Origin of the sequence: uncultured Roseovarius sp. (assembly GCF_947259555.1) — a bacterium.
Classification (GTDB): Bacteria; Pseudomonadota; Alphaproteobacteria; order Rhodobacterales; family Rhodobacteraceae; genus Roseovarius.
In genome coordinates this window covers 13,554-31,311 of sequence record NZ_CAMYMD010000015.1, presented here as the reverse complement: position 1 = coordinate 31,311, position 17,758 = coordinate 13,554, and the positions used below count along the sequence as shown (strand labels likewise).

Below are 17,758 nucleotides of genomic sequence, written 5' to 3'. Positions count from 1 at the left end.
CTGTCGATTGCGTTAGAAACGAACCTCGGCTTGGCTTGGCCTTGAGCGGACCTAAGAGCCAACCGCGCGAACAGCACCGAAGGTGCCGCGCGATCGCCGGGCCGTCCCGCGGCCTGGCGATTTGATGTGGCGCGCAACGTGTTGAGTTTAGAATGACTTGGCTGGCATAAAGCGCCCGCAAAGGCCGTTGCATCGCCAGTCCCCGGCCCTGCGACTGCGCGGCACCTTCTGGCGGGATGCAAGGTCCGCTCAAGGCCAATGGCCGACCTTGATCCTGCTTTCACCAAGAGCAACTTCGTCCCGCACAGCCGACATTCAACGCATCCAGCTTCCGAAGATATCTTCGGAAGCTGGATCCTTGTCATCGTGTTGCGCTGAACGGCTCTGAGCTCCGCGCTGCATCATTTATTGCAAAGGGCTGCCCCGGCGCGGGGCGTTTTCAATAGCGATATTTAAGAGAAGGCGCTGTCAGCGCTTTTGCCAGAACGCCCGGTCTTGTCCTTCATCGGCGCGCACGGGGAGCGCGAGATATTCGCGGCGCATGACATGCTGACGATGTCCGCCACGCGGCTCGTCATCGTCATCCTTCAAGCGCATCACGGCAATCGCGAACTGCACCCCGGCAAACACGATCCCATTCGCGACCCACAGGATAACGACGGCCAAGAGCCCCTTGTCGGAGTGGGTGACGAGGTGCCAGAGGTTGGCAACATCAAACCACAGCAGCATCCCGACAAACGCCGCCGCGATGCCGAAACCGATAGCAACATTGGTGATATAAAGGCGGATAAGCTTGGGCATTGATCGACTCCTTTGCTTTCACCGCAGAGTCTACGCCTTTGCAGGGAGATTACAAGCAACCCGACCCGCGACCAGTCAGCACGCCAGAGCGCCCTCGGCTTCAGGCCCGGCAACCCGCGCCCCTTGGGCCATAACCTCGGGAAAACCCCTCATTCCGAGGTGAGGAAAGGCCCGGCGGCGAATCGGCGGCTCGTTGCCGATGTCAGCCTCAGAACGCCTCGGGCCTGGCCGCGCGCGCCATGTGGTCAAGCACGGCGTTGACGAATTTCGATTCCTTGCCGTCGGGATAGAACGCCTTGGCCACGTCCACGAATTCCATGATCACCACGCGGGGCGGCGTGTCGGACTGGATCATCTCGGCCCCCGCCGCGCGAAAGAGCGCGCGCAGCGTCGGATCTATCCGGGCAATCGGCCATTTGGCGACCAGCGCCCGGTCGGTCATCTGGTCGATCTTCGCCTGCCAGTTCACCGCGTCATCAATCAGCTTGCAAAACAGATCGACATCGCCCTCGGCCATATCGACACCCTCGTCGACCTCGGCCCCGAATCGGTGGTCGAGAAACTCCTGCCGGACGGCGGTCGAGCTTTGCTGCGAATGCTCCATCTGAAACAGCGCCTGCACGGCATACATGCGCGCGGCGGATTTCATCTGACGTCGGCGATTGCCGGAAAGGGCGGGGTCGGTGGTCATGCCTTGGGATCGTCCTTCACATCGCCCGCAAGGCGGATTTCCTCGGTCGCGGGCTTGAACCCCACGCCTTTGCGCGGGCCGCCCCACTTACGGGCGAGCGCGATCAGATGCAAGGCCGCAGCCGCCGCCCCCGCGCCTTTGTTCATGGCCTCGGGATCGGCGCGCACCTCGGCCTGGGCGCGATTTTCGACCGTGAGGATGCCGTTGCCGATGCACAACCCCTGAAGACCCAACAGCGTGAGGCCGCGCGAGCTGTCGTTGCAGACCGTCTCGTAATGCGTGGTCTCACCGCGAATCACGCAGCCCAGCGCAACGTAGCCGTCAAAATTGGACATCCGTTCGGCAATGCCGATGGCGGCGGGCAGTTCCAGCGCGCCGGGCACTTCGGCGATCTCGTAGCTGCTGCCAGTGGCCTCGATCTCGGCACATGCCCCCTTGATCAGGTTGTCGGCAATATCGCGATAGAACGGCGCCACCACGATCAAGAGCTTCACCGGCTTGTCCAACTCGGCGCGTGGCAGGGTGTATTCATGCTCGGCCATGCTCTCACTCCTCGGTCAGGGGTTGGGTGCCGGTGATCGAAATCCCGTAGGCATCAAGGCCCAGATAGCGCGTGTTCGGACTGTCGGTCAAAAGGATCAGCTCGTGAATGCCCATGGTCGCCATGATCTGCGCGCCAAGCCCGGTCTGCTTGACGGTGCGCGGCGTGTCGTCATCCTCCATCTCACCCGCCAGCTTGGGGCGCGGCTGACGAAAGAGGAACACCGCGCCGCGCCCCTCGCGCGCGATAATCTCCATCGCGCGGGGCAGTTTTCCGGTCGGCGCACCCTCGCGCGCCGCAAGCCCGATCCCCAGCACATCCTCGAGCGCGTTGAGCGCATGGGCCCGCGCCAGAACGGGGCGGCCATCGGACACGTCACCCTTGGTCAGCACCACATGCTCTGTCCCACTGATCTGATCGGCGAAAATGCGCATCTGCCATTCGCCGCCATGGCTTGACGAGACGGTCTCGCGCCCGGTTTCGGTGATCAGGTTGTCATGCTTGTGGCGATAGGCGATCAGGTCGGAAATCGTGCCGATCCTGAGATCATGCGCCTTGGCGAACTCGATGAGATCGGGCAGCCGCGCCATGGTGCCGTCCTGTTTCATGATCTCGCAGATCACGCCCGACGGGTTCAGCCCCGCCAGCCGCGCGATATCGACCGCCGCCTCGGTATGCCCGGCGCGCACCAGCACCCCGCCGCGCCGCGCGCGCAGAGGAAAGACATGGCCCGGCGTGGCAATCGCGGCCATCGTGTTCTGCTCGTTGATCGCGGTGGCGATGGTGAGCGCGCGGTCCCCGGCGGAAATGCCGGTGCTCACCCCCTCACGTGCCTCGATCGACACGGTAAAGGCCGTCTCGTGGCGCGAAGAATTGTTGACCGCCATCATCGGCAGGCCCAGCCGGTCGATCCGCTCGGCGGTCATCGGCAGGCAAATCAGGCCGCGCCCGTGCATCGCCATGAAATTCACCGCCTCGGGCGTGGCGAACTCCGCTGCGATCACCAGGTCGCCCTCGTTCTCGCGATCCTCATGATCGACGAGAATAAACATCCGGCCCTTGCGGGCCTCCGCGATGATCTCTTCGGTCGGGGCAATGTCGTGGCGCAGATCGGCCTCGACGGGGCCGGGTTTCTCGAACGGGACAGTCTTGGACATAGGCGTGTCCTCCGGGGGTGTTGCAACCCGGCCCGGATATCGCAGAGGCGCGCCAATGGCCAGAGGGGAATGGCCAGAGCGGAATGCCGTCACGCGGCGGTGCGCTCAGTGGATCCTGTTGCGGATGCGCTGCACCATCCACCAGACGAGGCCCACCACGGGCAGGGTCACCGCAGCGGTGACCATGCCCTTGCTCACATCCAGCATGTCGGCCAGCGGATAGAGCAGATAGCCCGCCAAAGAGACCGCGTAATAGCTGATCGCCACCACCGACAGCCCCTCGACCGTGCGCTGCAACCGCAATTGCAGATCGGCGCGCTTGTCCATGCTCTCGAGCAGCGCCTGGTTCTGCGCGCTGCGCTCCACATCGACGCGAGTCTGCAACAGCTCGCCCGCGCGCATTGCCCGGTCCGCCATCGCCGAGAGCCGGTCCTTGGTGGCGCGCACCGTGCGCATCGCGGGGTCATAGCGCCGCATCATGAACTCGGCAAAGGTCTGGCGGCCCTCGAACCGCTCTTCGCGCAGCACGGTGATCCGCTGGTTGACGATCTGCTCATAGGCCGCCGTCGCGCCAAAGCGGAACGAGGATTGCGCGACCAGAGATTCCAGCTCGGCCGAGACGTGCAAGAGGCTCTGCAAGGTCTCTTCGGCGGGCTGCGTGCCACCGGTCATGTCGTCGATCAGACGGCTCAGCTGGCTGTCGGTCTCGCCCATCTGGCGGCCCATCTCGCGCACCCGGGCAAAGCCCAGCATCGACATCGCCTTGTAGGTCTCGATCTCGCAGATCCGCTGCACCACGCGCCCGATGCGCCGCTCTCCGGTGGAGGGCGCGACATGCAGGGAAAACCGCAGATGCCCCGCCGGGTCGACCCGGAAATCCCCCGCCATCACGGCGGCATCGTCAAGCACCCGCGCCATGGCGACGCTTTCATCGACGAACCATTTGTCGATATCGGCGCGGGTCGCGTCCTTGCTCTGCCATGGCACCACCCGGATCATCGCAGAGGTGATACGCACCCCCGGTGCCTTGGCGAGCCAGTTCTCCGGGAACACCTCGAAATCCACCGGGTCGAAGGGGCGCGAGCTGACCCCGTCGGTAAAGACCGTGTAGGTCACCATCTCGGTATGGCTTTCCCATTTCAGGCTGTGCCGCCCGATCTGGCCGAAATAGTGCGTCGCGCCGGGTTGCGGATGCTTGGCCCCGTAGCGATCCAGAAGCGACGTCAGATGCGCCAGATCCGCCGCGCGATCGCGCTTGGCGGCATCACTGGGCTGCTTGATCGCCAGAAATACTGCCGTACACGGCACCTTGAGCGACGGGAATGGCCGCGCGTGCAGCTCGTTCGCCAAGTCATAGCGCAGCGGATGATCTTCGATTGGGGGCATGCGCCGGTCTCCTGATCCTAGCCGCTGCTTAACCTGCCCGGATCGCGGGTAAAAGCATTTTTTCCTTCATCCCCAGTGATTTAGCGGAACACAATCGTATACTGCACATCACTTGGGCGTCTTCTTGGTGAAAATACTCCGAATCCACCCGCCGCCAAAGGCGAAACCCACGCAAAAGGGGCGCAGCCTTGCGGCCACGCCCCGTTTGCACCTGCGCTCAGGCTCACTCCACCTTGCTCAAGAGGCTCGAGATACTGTCCTTGGCATCGCCGTAGAACATCCGCGTGTTCTCCTTGAAAAAGAGCGGGTTCTCGATGCCGGAATAGCCGGTGCCCTGCCCGCGCTTGGAGACGAACACCTGCTTGGCCTTCCACACTTCCAGAACCGGCATCCCGGCGATGGGCGAGTTGGGGTCGTCCTGTGCCGCCGGGTTGACGATGTCGTTGGAGCCGATGACGATCACCACATCGGTGTCGGGGAAATCTTCGTTGATCTCGTCCATCTCCATGACGATGTCATATGGCACCTTGGCCTCGGCCAAGAGCACGTTCATGTGCCCCGGCAGGCGGCCCGCGACCGGGTGGATTGCGAAGCGCACGTTCTTGCCCTTGGCGCGCAACTTGTTGGTGATCTCGCTCACCGCGCCCTGCGCCTGCGCCACCGCCATGCCATAGCCAGGCACGATGATGACTGAATCCGCCTCGTTGAGCGCGGTGGCCACGCCGTCGGCGTCGATGGCGATCTGCTCGCCCTCGATCTCCGCCGCCGGGCCCGACGCGCCGCCAAAGCCGCCAAGGATCACGCTGACGAACTGCCGGTTCATCGCCTTGCACATGATGTAGCTCAGGATCGCACCAGAGGAGCCGACCAGCGCGCCGACCACGATCAAGAGATCATTGCCGAGGCTGAAACCGATCGCCGCCGCCGCCCAGCCCGAGTAGCTGTTGAGCATCGAGACCACCACGGGCATGTCGGCGCCGCCGATCCCCATGATCAGGTGATAGCCGATGAAGAGCGCCAGCAGCGTCAGCGCCACCAGCGTCCAGATCCCGGCCCCGCCCAGATACATCGCGGCAAAGAGCAGCGACAGGCCCGCCGCCGTGGCATTGAGCATATGCCCGCCCGGCAGCTTCTTGGCGGCCGAGTCGACCTTGCCCGCCAGCTTGCCATAGGCGATCACCGAGCCGGTGAAGGTCACGGCACCGATCCACACGCCAAGCACCAGCTCGACCCGCAGGATGCTGACCTCGACCGCCGTCTTCTTGGCCACGATGGCGGCAAAGCCGGAGAAGGTCTTGGCAAAGGCCGTGGCCTCGGCCACCGCCGTCTCGGGGCGCGGGAAGGCAAAGCCCTCATCGGCAAACGCCGCCGCGACGCGGGTCAGCTCGATATCGGCATTGAAGCCCACGAAGACCGCCGCAAGGCCGACCAACGAGTGCATGATCGCCACCAATTCGGGCATCTGCGTCATCTGCACGCGCGTGGCCAGCTGATAGCCAATCAGGCCGCCGCCCGCGATCAGGATCAGCGACAAGAGCCACAGCCCCTGCCCCGGTCCGATCAATGTGGCGATGACCGCGATGGCCATGCCGGTGATGCCGTACCAGACGGCGCGCTTGGCGCTTTCCTGCCCGCTCAGACCGCCGAGGCTGAGGATGAAGAGAATCGCCGCGACCACGTAGGCCGCAATGGTAAATCCGTAATCCATTGTCGCCTCCGATCAGGATTTCTGGAACATGGCGAGCATGCGCCGTGTCACGAGGAAGCCGCCGATGATGTTGATCGAGGCCATGAACACCGCCGCGGCGGCGAGGATGGTGATCAGGATCGAGCTTGATCCGATCTGCATCAGCGCACCGAGGATGATGATCGACGAGATCGCGTTCGTCACCGCCATCAGCGGCGTGTGCAGGCTGTGGCTGACGCCCCAGATCACCTGGAAGCCGACAAAGACCGACAGCACGAAGACGATGAAATGCTGCATGAAGCTGGCAGGGGCCACCAGACCCACGGCCAGCAGCAGCACCGCTCCGACCGTGAGCAGCGTGACCTGGTTCTTGGTCTGCGCCTTGAAGGCCGCGATTTCCTGCGCGCGCTTCTCCTCCGGCGTCAGCTCCTTGGCCTTTTCCTTGGGTTTTTGCGCGGCGATGGCCGCGACCTTGGGCGGTGGTGGCGGGAACGTCACCTCGCCCGCATGGGTCACCGTCGCGCCCCGGATCACGTCATCCTCCATGTTGTGATTGACCTGTCCGTCCTTGTCGGGCGTGAGGTCTGTCATCATGTGGCGGATGTTGGTGGCATAGAGCGTCGAGGATTGCGTCGCCATCCGGCTCGGGAAATCGGTATAGCCGATGATCGTCACGCCATTGTCGGTGACGATCTTGTCGTCCATCACCGTCAGCTTGCAGTTGCCGCCCTTTTCGGCGGCCAGATCGACGATCACCGAACCGCGCTTCATCGCCTTGACCATGTCCTCGGTCCAGAGCTCGGGCGCTTCACGGTTGGGGATGAGGGCGGTGGTGATGACGATATCGACCTCGGGGGCCAGTTCGCGGAACTTGGCAAGCTGCGCCTCGCGGAATTCGGGGCTGGAGACCGACGCATAGCCGCCCGAAGCCGAGCCGTCCTGCTGCTCTTCCTCGAAATCGAGATAGACAAATTCGGCGCCCATCGATTCGACCTGTTCGGCCACTTCGGGGCGCACGTCGAACGCGTAGGTGATCGCGCCGAGGCTCGTGGAGGTGCCGATGGCAGCCAGACCCGCCACGCCCGCGCCCACGATCAGAACCTTGGCGGGGGGCACCTTGCCTGCGGCGGTGATCTGACCGGTAAAGAACCGGCCAAAGTTGTTGCCCGCCTCGATCACGGCGCGATAGCCCGCGATATTGGCCATTGAGCTGAGCGCGTCCATCTTCTGCGCGCGGCTGATGCGCGGCACCATGTCCATGGCGATGACCGACGTGCCCTTGTCGGCGATCGTCTTCATCTGCTCTTCGTTCTGCGCAGGCCAGAAAAAGGAGATCAGCAATTGCCCCTCGCGCAGGCGCTTGGCCTCGGTCTCGGTGGGCGGGCGCACCTTGGCCACCACATCGGCGGCCTTGTAGAGCTGCGCCGCACTCTTGATCACCTCGACACCGGCCTCCTTGTAGGCGGCGTCCGAGAAGCCCGCGGCAACCCCGGCCCCCGCCTCTATGGCGCAATCATAGCCGAGCTTTTGCAATTGCAGGGCCGAGTCGGGTGTCATCGCCACCCGGTTCTCGTCCTCAAGCACTTCCTTTGGCGTTCCGATCTTCAAATCTGTGTCCCCCCTTGGCAGATCACGTGTTCTTGTGGCAGCGCTGAAGCCGCATGCCGGTTTCGTTTTCCCGAAGGTCGTTATTTCACACTATTTCGTGACTGACGAGATCAAGATTGTCGCGGGTCCTACAACCAACGTCGGGTTTTTTCGCAATATTGCGCGAAATCCATGCGGAATTTGCGGCGCAGGCGGTCTTCTTCGGGCAATATAAAGCGTTTTTCGATCACCCAGACGAAAACGGGAATCAATGGTAAGCACAGAACCGCGTCCCATCGCAGGATGAGACCGGCGAGGATCAGCGCGTCCCCCAGATAGATCGGGTTGCGCGAGCGGCGGAATATGCCGGACTGTATAAGGCGCTCGGGCGTCTCGTGCGGCACGATGGTGGTCTTGTAGCGTCTAAATTCCATCGCCGCCATCGCGATGAGCAGCAGCCCGCCCCCCACCAAGAGCCCCCCGAGAAGATCCGCCCATGTCTCGCCAAAGCCGAGGCCCATGGGATACTGCGCCGCCTGCAGCCATGCGACGACGAGAAACCCCACGAGCCAGACCGGCGGCATATCGATCCATTTGAGCATGCGCGCGACGTCCTTTGCTATGCGGTTGCCCCGTTGCGGGACGTGGCTACACTAGCGTCAGAATTGAGGGAGGCAACATGGCACTTGACGGCAAACACGCTCTGATCACCGGCGGCGGCAGCGGAATCGGTCTGGCGATCGCGCGCGCGCTTGCGTCCGAAGGGGCAGAAGTCACTATTACGGGGCGACGCGCTGGCGTGCTCGAAGAGGTGGCCGGCAAGGGCCTCTATCCTCTGGCGATGGATGTAACCGACGAGCGCCAGGTGGTCGAAGGTGTCGCCGCTGCGGTCAACGCACGCGGCCCGGTGCAGATCTGCATTCCCAACGCGGGCATCGCCGAGGGCCGCGCGCTGCACAAGACCGACGCGGCGTTCTGGCGGCAGATGATGGCGACCAATCTCGACGGGGCGTTCTACACGGTGCGCGAATGCCTGACCGGGATGCGCAAGACCGACTGGGGCCGGGTGGTCGCGATCTCGTCCATCGCCGGGCTCAAGGGGCTGAAAGGCGCCTCGGCCTATAGCGCCAGCAAACACGGGCTGATCGGCCTGATCCGGGCCCTGAGCGAGGATTATCTGGGCACGCCGCTGACCTTCAACGCGATCTGTCCCGGCTATGTGGATACCGAGATCGTCAGCCGTAACGTCGCCACCATTTCAGAGCGCGCCGGCGTCTCGACCGAGGAGGCCCGCGCCATGATGGTCAGCGCCAACCGCCACAACCGCCTGCTTGCCCCCGACGAGGTGGCGCAGGCGGTGCTGTGGCTGTGCGGCCCCGGATCGGGCAGCGTGAATGGTCAGGCCATAGAAATCGTGGGCGGTCAGCTCTGAGGAGAGGAAAATGACAGATTTCGACGCCACGCGCGCCATGTTCCACCTGCCCGAGGGCGTGATCTATCTCGACGGCAATTCTCTCGGTCCGCTGCCGCGCGCCGCGGTCGAGCGAATGCAAGGCACCTTGCGCGACGAATGGGGCGAGATGCTGATCACCGGCTGGAACCAGGCCGGATGGATGGAGCAGCCGCGTGACCTTGGGGATCGTATAGGGCGGCTGATCGGGGCGGAGACGGGCCATGTAGTGCTGGGCGACACGCTCTCGATCAAAGTCTACCAGGCGCTCGCGGCGGCGCTCGACATGCGCCCCGACCGGCGTGTGATCCTCAGCGATAGCGGCAATTTTCCGTCTGATCTCTACATCGCCGAGGGGTTGATCCGCGCGCTTGGCCGGGGTCATGAGCTGCGCGTGGTCGCGCCTGAAGCGGTGGCAGCCGCGATCACCGATGAGGTTGCGGTGACATTGCTGACAGAGGTCGATTACCGCACCGGGCGGCTCCACGACATGGCTGATCTTACGTCCCGCGCCCATGCCGACGGGGCCGTCACGGTCTGGGATCTGGCACATAGCGCCGGGGCGCTGCCTGTTGATGTGGCGGGGGCAGGCGCCGATTTCGCCGTCGGCTGCACCTACAAGTATCTCAACGGCGGCCCCGGCGCGCCCGCCTTCATCTACGTGGCCCCGCGCCATGCCGATACGGCCTTTCCCGCGCTCTCGGGCTGGCTGGGTCATGACGCGCCCTTCGCCTTCGAGCCCGCCTACCGCCCCGGCGCAGGCATCGAGCGGATGCGCGTTGGCACACCGCCGGTGCTGGCGATGGCGGCGCTCGATGCGGCACTCGACGTTTGGGATGTCGTGGACATGGGGGCACTGCGCGCGCGATCCATCGAGCTCTCGGAAACGTTCATCGCCGAGGTCGAGGCCGCCTGCCCGATGCTGACACTGGCCAGCCCGCGCGATCCCGTGCTGCGTGGCAGCCAGGTTTCGTTCCGCTTTGAACAGGGATATGCCGTGATACAAGCGCTGATCGCGCGCGGCGTGATCGGCGATTTCCGTGCGCCCGATATCATGCGCTTCGGCTTTACCCCGCTCTACCTCACCAACTCCGAGGTCCGCGAAGCTGCACACCGCCTGGCTCATGTGATGCAGGACCATCTCTGGGACGCGCCACAGTATCGCACCCGGGCTGCGGTTACCTGAAAGGTATCAGGCTTTCTTTAGACACAATTGTCCTAAATTTCTCCAGAATGTGTGCCAATTGCAGCCGCAGACACTGTGTATCCAATTTGGAAACAACATGGTGTGGGTGCTATGCCGACGACGTTCAACTGGATTCATCTGGGCAATTCGCCCCTTGTACTGGACCCGACCGAGGGCAACAGCGATGCCGAAAATGCGGCGCTGTTCGTAAATCAAAGCTACGGGACGGCAACCGATCCGCTTTACGAGCACATCACGAGCGCGACCACCATAGACAATGGCGGCGCGGCGGGTGCGCTCGACATGAACAACAGCGTCACGAATGACGAATTCACCACCGATATCGGCAACGGCGTCGAGACCTTCACGTTCGACGGGTTGAGCGTTTTTGATGCGACGATCACCTATGCCGATGGCACCACGGCGACGGTCACGGCCGTTCTCGCGCAATCCACGGATGGCGAGTTGTTCCTTGCGCCGGAGTTCACGGCCAACGGCGATGTGAATACCTTCGAGGCAGGCCCGATCATCTCGCTCACACTGGATGGTGTGAACGCCAGCACCAACACAAATCTGGGCGCAGACCGGCTGCTACAGGGCTGGGATGACGGCGTGGTGGACGGCACCGGGGGCAATGACCTCATCGATAGCGGATATGTCGAGCCGATCACGTCCGGCTCGGACCGCGTGGACAATGGAGACGGCCTCAGCGGGGCCGGGTTCAATGACGATGTGATCGAAGCGGGCGCGGGCAGCGATACCGTGCTCGCCGGGCTTGGCGAGGATCTGGTCTCGGGCGGAACCGGCGCCGATTCGCTCAGCGGCGAGGCCGGGAACGATACGCTGCTCGGTCAGGGCGGGCCCGACACGCTGATCGGCGGCGCCGGTGATGACAGCCTCGAAGGCGGCGACGGCAATGACGTGCTGCATGGCGATGCGGGGCCTAATGAGCGTTGGTCCTACGAAGTCTATACACGCGATTTCAGCTCTGCCGACGGACAGGCCTTCGACATCGAAAGCGGCACGCTTGCCGCGTCGGGCACCACCGATGCGTTCGATGTCACCGCGCATGGGCAGCAGGCGACCGGGCAGCCCGATCCGAACGATTATGGCGTTATCTACAGCTCCAATCTGATCGCCTCCGAAGACGGGGTGCATCGGTTCGAGACCACCTCGGACGACGGATCGACCATCCGTATCCTCGACAGTCAGGGCAATCCTCTGACGTTCAGCAATCAGGACGGCTCTACCGGGTCGTTTCTCGACAATGATTTCCATCAGTCCGCAACAACCCGCTGGGGTGAGGTCACGCTAGACGCGGGTCAGAGCTATACCATCGAGGTCCGCTATTGGGAAAACCTTGGGGGCAATGTGCTCTCGGGGCAGGTGACACTGCCCGGCGGCGCGACACAGGATCTAGCGTCGAGCCCCCTGATCGTGGGCGCCGACAGCATTGCGGGTGACGATTATCTCGACGGCGGCAACGGGGCTGATCTGCTGTTTGGCGAGGGCGGCGAAGATACGCTGATCGCCGGTGAGAACGATACGCTCTACGGGGGCGATGGCGACGATCTCTTCGTGATCGAGACCCCGAGCGAGACTGGCACCGGCACGCTCGACATCGTCGGGGGCGAAGGGGACGAGACCACCGGCGATACGCTTTTTCTATCACCCGAGGCCAGTAAGCAGGACATCACCTTCAGCAATACAGACGACACCGCAGGCGGGCTTTCGGGCACGTTTACGCTGTCGGATGGCACGCTGGTGTCCTTCTCGGAAATCGAGAACATCATCTGTTTCACCCCCGGCGCGCGCCTTTTGACGCCACAGGGGGGCCGCCTTGTCGAGACTCTGCGCGCAGGGGATCTGTTGATCACCCGCGACAATGGTCCGCAGCCCATCCGCTGGATAGGACAGCGCACCGTGCCGGGCATCGACCGCTTTGCGCCGATCCGCATCGCCGCGCATGTTCTCGACAACTCGCATGCGCCGCTTCTGGTCTCGCCGCAGCATCGGTTCCTGTTCAAAGGCTACAAGGCGGAGCTGCTGTTTGGCTGTGACGAGGTGCTGGTCTCGGCAAAACATCTGATCGACGGGCGCGACGTGAGCCAGGCCCCACAGGCCGAGGTCACCTATATCCACGTGATGCTCGACCGCCACGAGGTGATTTATGCCGACGGCGCCGCAACCGAGAGCTTTCACGCCGACGATGTCGGACTGACCGCGATCTCCGATCAGTCACGTGAGGAAATGTTCCGCATTTTCCCCGAAATGCGCAGCCACCCTGACACCTACGGACCCACGGCCCGGCCCTGCCTGAAACGCCACGAGGCGCGGCTTTTGCAACCCTGCATGTGAGCAGGTCTGAAATACGCTGGGGTGCTGCCGTTAAAATGACTGAATGCCACCACAGACGCGCCAGACAGGGGGGTTAATCCAATGGCTAGCAATTTTGCCTACCATCGCGGGGCTCCGCTGTGTCGCGCAGGAACGTACCCGTTAATGAACGAGTGTGAGATTTAGCATGGCTAACCATATCACCAACGGTGTCTTTGAAACCAACACAGCCACGACGGGGTCGCAGCCGCCCTCTGGCTGGACCATCACCTCGGGCTCGCCCGATCTTCAGACCGATGGCAGTTTCGAATGGGCCAATCAGGGCTGGATGCCCGCCGATCTCGACGCCTCGGACGGCAGCGGATACATCACCCTGTTCGCAGATGGCGGCACGGCGCGTGAGGCGCTGTCGACCACGCTCAACACAACCGTTGTCGCAGGCCAGGACTATACGTTTTCCTTCGATTTCTACGTCAACGATTCGAACGGCACCAGCAATCAGGCGGGCGCCACGAACCTGAGTGTCACGATCGGCACGCAGACACTGACGATCCCGTTGGACAGTACCGGTCAATCCGCCCCGTACTGGCAGACCGCGACCTTCAGTTTTACCGCGACGGAGACGACCAACAGCCTGTCCCTGTCCACCACCAGTGACGCCGGGGCGCTGAACAGCCTGACCGGCATCGCCCTCGACAATCTGGAGCTCGATATCGCCCGCAACGGTATCGTCGAAGGCACGGCGGATGGTGAACTCATCGATATCGACTATATCGGCGACCCCGAGGGCGACCGCATCGACGCCAATGACAACCTTGCCGCAAACAATGACGACAGCGTCGAGGCAGGTGCGGGAGATGATACAATCCTTGCCGGGGCCGGCAATGACACGGTCAACGCGAGGGACGGCAACGACCTGCTGGATGGCGGCGCAGGCAACGACATCCTGAACGGCGGGATCGGCGACGACACGCTGATCGGCGGGATCGGCGCGGACACGCTCAATGGCAACTCGGGGCTGGATGTGGTGGATTATGCCACCTCCGGCGCGGCCGTGACTGTCGATCTGTCGACGATGAGCGCCACGGGCGGCGATGCGACCGGCGACGTGCTATCTGGTGTGGATGGTATCACGGGGTCGGATTTCAACGACACGCTGACCGGCTTTGACGGGGTGTTTGATGGCGGCACCACCACCAACTTGATTGACGGCGGCGCGGGCGACGACTCGATCAGCGGGCTGGGCGGCGGCGACACACTGCTCGGCGGCGCGGGCGACGACACCATCTTGGGCGGCACCGGCGACGACACAATCTTCGGCGGCGCCGACGATGACCTGATGTCCGGCGGCACCGGCAATGATCAGCTGTTCGGACAGGACGGCGATGACACGTTCCGGATCGAGGATAATTTCGGTGCCGACACGATCATCGGCGGCGAGACCGGCGAAACCGCCGGTGATACGCTCGACCTGTCGGCGACCACAGGCCCGATTGTCGTGGATCTCAGCGCCGCCAACCCGGAGACCGGGTCCGTGAGTGACGGCAGCAACGCCGCCATCTTCTCCGAGATCGAAAACATTGTCCTGGGTGGCGGCACCGATACGCTGATCCTCGCGGACGGCTCAGGCACTGACACGGTTCAAGGGTTTACCGCACCGACCGACAATGGTGACGGTACCTATGCCAGCGGCGATCTGCTCGACGTCGCTGGCATGACCTCGGATGGAACGACCCCGGTCACGACCGCGGACGTGACGCTGAGCGACACCAATGGCGACGGCACGGGCGACGCGATCCTGACGTTCCCGGGTGGCGAGAGCCTGACCCTGAGCGGCGTGGCACTCACGGATATCGACAGCACCGCCGCGCTGGTCGCCATGGGGATCCCGGATGCACGCGATTTCGTGGTCGAGGGCACAGGCGGCGCGGACCTGATCAATTCAGGTTACACCGGCGATCCGGATGGCGACCGCGTCGATGCGGGCGATGCCGCCGATGGCAGCGACGACGACGTGATCGTTGCGGGCGCGGGCGATGACACGGTCGATTCCGGTCTTGGCGACGACCAGATCGACGGCGACGCGGGCGATGACGAAATCTTTCTCGATGGCAGCCTGCAGAACGACACCGTCACCGGCGGCGAAACCGGCGAAACCATCGGCGACCGGATCAATTTCTCGGCGATCTCCGACGACTTGACCGTTGATTTCACCGCACCCGAGGCGGGCACCATCACCGACGGCGTCTCGACCACCGAGTTCTCCGAGATCGAGCGGTTCCAGATGGGCACCGGGTCGGATACCGTCCTCGGCTCGGACGGGGCCGAGGAAATCATCGGCAATTTCGGCGATGACAGCATCCTTGCGGGCGGCGGCGACGACACGATCTTTTCCGGCTTCGACAGCGATTTTGTCGATGGTGGATCAGGCAACGACTCGATCCTCGGCTCCTCCGGGGCCGATACGATCGAAGGCGGCGCGGGCGACGATCAGATCGACCTTGGATCCGGCGACGGCGATCAGGATGTTGTGGTTCTGGCGGATGGCTCGGGCAATGACGTCGTGTCCAGCTTCGAGAGCCCCATCGACAACGGAGACGGCACCGTCACCGGGCGCGACCAATTCGATGTGACCGGCCTCACCGATGCCAGCGGCAACCCGGTCTCGACCGAGGATGTGACCGTCTCCGAGGATACCGGCGGCAATGCGGTGCTGACCTTCCCCGGCGGCGAAAGCGTGACGCTCGCGGGCGTGCCGATCACGGCGGTGCAAAGCGACGATCAACTGATTGCCATGGGCATTCCCGGTTTCGCGGGCGACTTCATCGTCGAGGGCACCGGCGGAGCCGACCTGATCAACGCCGCCTATACCGACGACCCCGACGGTGACCGGATCGACAACAACGATGCTGCCGATGGCGGCAACGACGATGTCGTCTTTGCCGGACTGGGCGACGATACCGTGCGGGGCAACGCCGGTAATGACGAAATCCACGGCGAGGATGGCAATGACAGTATGGAGGGGGCGACCGGGTCCGACAGTCTGCTCGGCGGCCTGGGCGACGATTATCTCGACGGCGGGAGCGAAGCCGACACGCTGACCGGCGGCGAAGGGAGTGACACGCTTCTGGGCGGCACGGGCGACGATTCCGTCATTGCAGGCGAGGGCGACGACCTGATCGTCATGGCCGACGATTTCGGCAATGACACGACCGACGGCGGGTCGGGCCAAGACACGCTCGACGCCGCCACCATGACGCAGGATGTCACGCTCGATCTGACGGCGGGCGATCCGAACAATCCCGAGCAGGGCACGGTCTCGAACGGCACCCATACGGCACAGTTCATCGAAATCGAGAACGTCATCCTCGGCTCGGGCGCGGATCAGGTGCTCGGCTCGGGCGGTAACGATTCGGTCATCACCGGCGCAGGGGCCGATACGGTCGATGGCGGTGCCGGCAACGATACCTTCGATCTGGGCGCGGGCGATGGTGCGGTCGATACGGTCGTTTTCGCCGACGGCGACGGGGCCGATACGATCACCGGCTTCGCCGCCCCGATCGACAATGGCGACGGAACGTTCACAGGCCAGGATCAGCTGGACCTAGGCGGCCTGACCGATGCCAACGGTGATCCGGTCAACGTGGCCGATGTGACCGTCGGCAGTGACATCGACGGCAACGCCGTCCTCAGCTTTCCGGGGGGTGAGAGCCTGACCCTCGTGGGGGTCGGTCCCGCCTCTGTCACCGATCACGACGCGCTGGCCGCGATGGGCATCTTCCAGCCCGACTACATCGTCGAGGGCACGGCGGGCGATGACACCATCGACAGCAGCTATACCGGTGACCCGGAAGGCGACCGGGTGGACAACGCCGACAGCCGCAGCAATGACGATGACGATGTCATCGACGCCGGAGCCGGAAATGATCTGATCGACGCGGGCCTTGGCGACGACAGCATCCACGGCGGTGACGGAAACGACACCATCCTCGGCCTGGACGATGCCGATCTCATCTTTGGCGACGCGGGCGATGACAGCCTCGATGGCGGCATCGACGCCGATACGCTATTCGGCGGCACAGGAAACGACACGATCAACGTGAGCCAGGGCGACAGCGCAGAAGGCGGCGAGGGCGACGATTTCTTTGCCCTGACAGACCTGGGCGAGGCCGACACCGGCGCAATCTCGATCATCGGTGGCGAGGGCGATGAGACCGATGGTGACACCCTCTTTCTGACACCCGATGTCGGGCGGGACGACATCACATTCACCAACACCGACGACGAGTCCGGTGGCCTCTCGGGCACGTTCACGTTGAATGGCTCGGTGGTGAATTTCTCGGAGATCGAGAACATCATCTGTTTCACCCCCGGCACCCACATCCTGACACAATGGGGGGAACGCCCGGTCGAGACGCTCCGCCCGGGCGACATGGTGGTGACGCGCGATCACGGATTGCAGCCGATCCGCTGGACCGGCAACCGCCGGGTGCCGGGAGTGGGTGATTTCGCACCGATATCGGTCGCCTCCTCGGTTATGGGCGCGAGCGACAGTCTGGTTGTATCGCCTCAGCACAGGCTGCTGTTTACAGGGTACAAGGCCGAATTGCTGTTTGGTGAAAACGAGGTGTTGGTGGCCGCGAAACACCTCGTAAACGGGCGTGACGTGATCGTCGCCCCCCGCCCGGAGGTAACTTATATCCACATAATGTTCGATCGCCACGAGGTGATATACGCAAATGGTATCGGCACCGAGAGCTTTTATGCCGGTGATACCGCACTGGCCGCGATCCAAGCACCGGCCCGCGAAGAGCTGTTCGCGATCTTCCCGGAGTTGCGCAGCGCACCCGGCTACCATGGCAATACCGCGCGAACCTGTCTCAGACAGCACGAAGCGAGGCTTCTGTCAGACGAAACCGTCGTCTGAGCCGGACA

General features: G+C 63.5%; 12 protein-coding genes. 4 read left to right on the top strand and 8 right to left on the bottom strand.

Annotated elements, in window-relative coordinates; genetic code table 11:
- Window positions 1–468: 468 nt before the first annotated feature.
- The 8 genes from Q0X85_RS02340 to Q0X85_RS02305 form a co-directional block, all read right to left on the bottom strand.
- The gene (locus Q0X85_RS02340) at window positions 469–801 is read right to left on the bottom strand and encodes a hypothetical protein (protein WP_297768462.1); all 333 of its coding nucleotides are present in this window, start codon (window positions 799–801) and stop codon (window positions 469–471) included.
- Between the two features lie 208 nt (window positions 802–1,009).
- Window positions 1,010–1,492: a transcription antitermination factor NusB gene (gene nusB / locus Q0X85_RS02335; RefSeq protein WP_297768459.1), complete on the bottom strand. Its 483-nt coding sequence runs from the start codon at window positions 1,490–1,492 to the stop codon at window positions 1,010–1,012.
- Window positions 1,489–2,034 carry a 6,7-dimethyl-8-ribityllumazine synthase gene (locus tag Q0X85_RS02330; RefSeq protein ID WP_297768456.1) on the bottom strand — a complete coding sequence of 182 codons (546 nt, stop codon included), beginning with the start codon at window positions 2,032–2,034 and terminating at the stop codon, window positions 1,489–1,491. Before Q0X85_RS02330 ends, nusB begins: the two co-directional genes overlap by 4 nt.
- A gap of 4 nt (window positions 2,035–2,038) precedes the next feature.
- Window positions 2,039–3,190, bottom strand: coding sequence for a 3,4-dihydroxy-2-butanone-4-phosphate synthase (ribB, locus tag Q0X85_RS02325; RefSeq protein ID WP_297768454.1), 1,152 nt, complete (start codon window positions 3,188–3,190; stop codon window positions 2,039–2,041).
- A 105-nt stretch (window positions 3,191–3,295) separates the two neighbouring features.
- Entirely contained in the window at window positions 3,296–4,576 is a 1,281-nt protein-coding gene (locus Q0X85_RS02320; RefSeq protein WP_297768451.1) for a DUF3422 domain-containing protein, read from the bottom strand.
- Window positions 4,577–4,799: 223 nt separating this feature from the next.
- Complete coding sequence (locus Q0X85_RS02315) at window positions 4,800–6,284, bottom strand: NAD(P)(+) transhydrogenase (Re/Si-specific) subunit beta (protein WP_297768448.1); 1,485 nt, start codon at window positions 6,282–6,284, stop codon at window positions 4,800–4,802.
- Window positions 6,285–6,296: 12 nt separating this feature from the next.
- A complete protein-coding gene (locus Q0X85_RS02310; RefSeq protein ID WP_297768445.1) occupies window positions 6,297–7,871 on the bottom strand; it encodes a Re/Si-specific NAD(P)(+) transhydrogenase subunit alpha in 1,575 nt (524 codons plus the stop codon).
- Between the two features lie 128 nt (window positions 7,872–7,999).
- The gene (locus Q0X85_RS02305; protein WP_297768442.1) at window positions 8,000–8,452 is read right to left on the bottom strand and encodes an isoprenylcysteine carboxylmethyltransferase family protein; all 453 of its coding nucleotides are present in this window, start codon (window positions 8,450–8,452) and stop codon (window positions 8,000–8,002) included.
- A gap of 77 nt (window positions 8,453–8,529) precedes the next feature.
- Between Q0X85_RS02305 and Q0X85_RS02300 the strand changes: the two genes are divergently transcribed.
- From Q0X85_RS02300 to Q0X85_RS02285, 4 genes are all read left to right on the top strand, one after another.
- Entirely contained in the window at window positions 8,530–9,282 is a 753-nt protein-coding gene (locus Q0X85_RS02300; RefSeq protein ID WP_297768439.1) for an SDR family oxidoreductase, read from the top strand.
- Window positions 9,283–9,292: 10 nt separating this feature from the next.
- The gene (gene kynU / locus Q0X85_RS02295) at window positions 9,293–10,486 is read left to right on the top strand and encodes a kynureninase (protein WP_297768436.1); all 1,194 of its coding nucleotides are present in this window, start codon (window positions 9,293–9,295) and stop codon (window positions 10,484–10,486) included.
- Window positions 10,487–10,597: 111 nt separating this feature from the next.
- The gene (locus Q0X85_RS02290) at window positions 10,598–12,844 is read left to right on the top strand and encodes a Hint domain-containing protein (protein ID WP_297768434.1); all 2,247 of its coding nucleotides are present in this window, start codon (window positions 10,598–10,600) and stop codon (window positions 12,842–12,844) included.
- 166 nt (window positions 12,845–13,010) lie between these two features.
- Window positions 13,011–17,750, top strand: a complete 4,740-nt coding sequence (locus tag Q0X85_RS02285) for a Hint domain-containing protein (protein ID WP_297768431.1) — start codon at window positions 13,011–13,013, stop codon at window positions 17,748–17,750.
- Window positions 17,751–17,758 lie beyond the last annotated feature (8 nt).

Bases quoted from the DNA above. Each gene is read 5' to 3' on its own strand.
- Q0X85_RS02340 (WP_297768462.1), bottom strand. From the start codon at position 801: ATGCCCAAGCTTATCCGCCTTTATATCACCAATGTTGCTATCGGTTTC.
- nusB (WP_297768459.1), bottom strand. From the start codon at position 1,492: ATGACCACCGACCCCGCCCTTTCCGGCAATCGCCGACGTCAGATGAAA.
- Q0X85_RS02330 (WP_297768456.1), bottom strand. From the start codon at position 2,034: ATGGCCGAGCATGAATACACCCTGCCACGCGCCGAGTTGGACAAGCCG.
- ribB (WP_297768454.1), bottom strand. From the start codon at position 3,190: ATGTCCAAGACTGTCCCGTTCGAGAAACCCGGCCCCGTCGAGGCCGAT.
- Q0X85_RS02320 (WP_297768451.1), bottom strand. From the start codon at position 4,576: ATGCCCCCAATCGAAGATCATCCGCTGCGCTATGACTTGGCGAACGAG.
- Q0X85_RS02315 (WP_297768448.1), bottom strand. From the start codon at position 6,284: ATGGATTACGGATTTACCATTGCGGCCTACGTGGTCGCGGCGATTCTC.
- Q0X85_RS02305 (WP_297768442.1), bottom strand. From the start codon at position 8,452: ATGCTCAAATGGATCGATATGCCGCCGGTCTGGCTCGTGGGGTTTCTC.
- Q0X85_RS02300 (WP_297768439.1), top strand. From the start codon at position 8,530: ATGGCACTTGACGGCAAACACGCTCTGATCACCGGCGGCGGCAGCGGA.
- kynU (WP_297768436.1), top strand. From the start codon at position 9,293: ATGACAGATTTCGACGCCACGCGCGCCATGTTCCACCTGCCCGAGGGC.
- Q0X85_RS02290 (WP_297768434.1), top strand. From the start codon at position 10,598: ATGCCGACGACGTTCAACTGGATTCATCTGGGCAATTCGCCCCTTGTA.
- Q0X85_RS02285 (WP_297768431.1), top strand. From the start codon at position 13,011: ATGGCTAACCATATCACCAACGGTGTCTTTGAAACCAACACAGCCACG.